The sequence below is a fragment of the Oleiphilus sp. HI0125 genome, from assembly GCF_001635355.1.
Genome location: NZ_LWGF01001306.1, coordinates 1 through 2,118 on the forward strand (window position 1 = coordinate 1; position 2,118 = coordinate 2,118).

General features: G+C 46.0%; 3 protein-coding genes. All 3 read left to right on the forward strand.

Annotation, left to right across the window (positions count from 1 at the left end):
- Window positions 1–675, forward strand: a 675-nt coding sequence (locus tag A3762_RS22500) for a chemotaxis protein CheB (protein WP_304439319.1), incomplete at its 5' end; no start/stop codon positions are given.
- Window positions 675–1,433, forward strand: a complete 759-nt coding sequence (locus A3762_RS22505) for a flagellar motor protein (protein WP_068756082.1) — start codon at window positions 675–677, stop codon at window positions 1,431–1,433. The genes A3762_RS22500 and A3762_RS22505, both read left to right, overlap by 1 nt.
- Window positions 1,434–1,442: 9 nt before the next feature.
- The coding region (locus A3762_RS22510; protein WP_068757718.1) for a flagellar motor protein MotB at window positions 1,443–2,118 on the forward strand (676 nt) is incomplete at its 3' end.

The following is a 2,118-nucleotide window of genomic DNA, read 5'->3' on the forward strand; positions in this document are numbered from 1 at the left end:
ACTAAAGGGAGCGAAGCGGCAACGCGTCGTCCTTTAACGAGTAAGCCAACTTCGCCTACAACATCCATTAACTCTAACGCTGCGGGCTCTTCTAGGAGAGGACATAGTGTTGATATTGTTGCTATCGGTACATCTACCGGTGGTCCTGTCGCTTTGCAAAAAGTGGTCACTAAATTACCTCAAAATTTTCCGGTACCTATTTTGCTTGTTCAGCATATGCCGGCAACATTTACCCCTGCTTTTGCTGAGCGCTTGGATGGATTAAGCCAAGTGAAAGTAAAGCAAGCTGTGGATGGCGATAATCTAGAAGCGGGTACAGCTTATTTGGCGCCAGGGGGCAAGCAAATGATTGTTGGTCAAAGAGCAGGTCGTAAGGTTATATCTGTGCTTGATGGCGATGAGAGGCTGACGTACAAACCATCAGTTGATTTGAGCTTTGGTTCAGTGGCGAAGACATTTCCTGGTAAAGCTTTAGGGATTGTTCTGACAGGCATGGGTTCAGACGGTAAAGAAGGGTGCCGACTAATGAAGTCTGGCGGCTCGACTGTATGGACTCAAACAGAAGAATCTTGCGTTGTATACGGAATGCCGATGGTGGTTGATAAAGCTGGTTACAGTGATCGGTCGCTTGATATTAACGAAATCGGTGAGCAAATAATAAATAGGTTAAGCTAATGGATTACCTGAGTGTCGTAGGGCTATTACTAGCTTTTGTTGCGATCTTTGGCGGTAACGCGATTGAAGGCGGCACGTTCGACTCTCTGATTAATGGTCCAGCGGCTTTAATCGTCATCGGTGGCACGCTTGCCGCTGTTCTAGTCCAAACTCCTACACATACCTTGAAGCGCAGCGCTTCGGCTTTAAAGTGGGTGTTTTTTCCTCCTCATGTATCAATTGACGACGGTATTAATAAGTTGCTGTCGTGGAGTGTTCGTGCGCGCAAAGATGGTTTGCTGGGTTTGGAGTCGGTTCTCCCAAAAGAACGCGAGTCTTTCTGCAAAAAAGGTCTTCAGCTCCTTGTTGACGGCGCTGAGCCTGAGTCGATTCAAAGCGTGCTAGAAGTCGATATGCTTGCGCGTGAGCAGCGGGACTTAGACTTGGCTAAAGTCTATGACTCGATGGCTGGATACTCGCCGACCATCGGTATCATTGGTGCTGTGCTTGGTCTGATTCACGTGATGAGTAATCTTGCCGATCCAAGCCAATTGGGGGCTGGCATCGCGACTGCCTTCGTCGCAACAATATACGGAGTGGGTTTAGCTAACTTAGTATTTCTTCCGATTGCGAACAAAATACGTCATAAGGTAGAGCATCAAACTCGCTATTATGAAATGGTGATTGATGGATTGGTATCGATCGCTGAAGGTGAAAATCCTCGTTCTTTGGAACTGAAGCTTAAGGGGTATTTACACCTCGAACATGCCAAGGTCTAGGGGACGACTATGCGTCGACAACGTCGTACTACCGCAGATGAAAATCATGATCGTTGGTTAGTATCCTACGCAGATTTTATAACGCTTTTGTTCGCATTCTTCGTTGTGATGTATTCGATCTCCTCGGTTAATGAGGGGAAGTATAAGGTCCTATCAGAAACGCTAGAGGGCGTCTTCAACACCCGTCAGAAAAGTCTAGAACCAATTCAAATTGGTGAGATTAGCCATAAGTCAGAAAGTTTTAGCAAAAGCGAAGGTCTGAACCCTCTACTTGTAGGTCGTCATGAACGTTACGAATCGAACAAAGACAATATTGATGATGAACAACTAGAGTCGATAGCGGGCGAATTTGAAGATAGCTTTGCTGACTTAATATACGAAGACAAGATTTCGGTTACTTTGCTTGATGAGTGGGTAGAGATAACGCTACGCGATAACGTCGTTTTTGAAAGTGGCGATGTGATCCCTTCAGAGCAAGCTTTTGGTGTTATCAAAAAGATTGCGGGTGTATTGCGTGATCGCGGAAACGGCATTCTGATCGAGGGGCATACTGATAACCGGCGCGTCTCAAATAGTGAATTTCAGAATAATTGGGAGCTCTCTGCATTAAGGGCGACGACATTTTTACAGCTTCTAGCGATCGAAAATATTGAAGAATCGCGCATGGTGGCTATGGGGTTTGGTC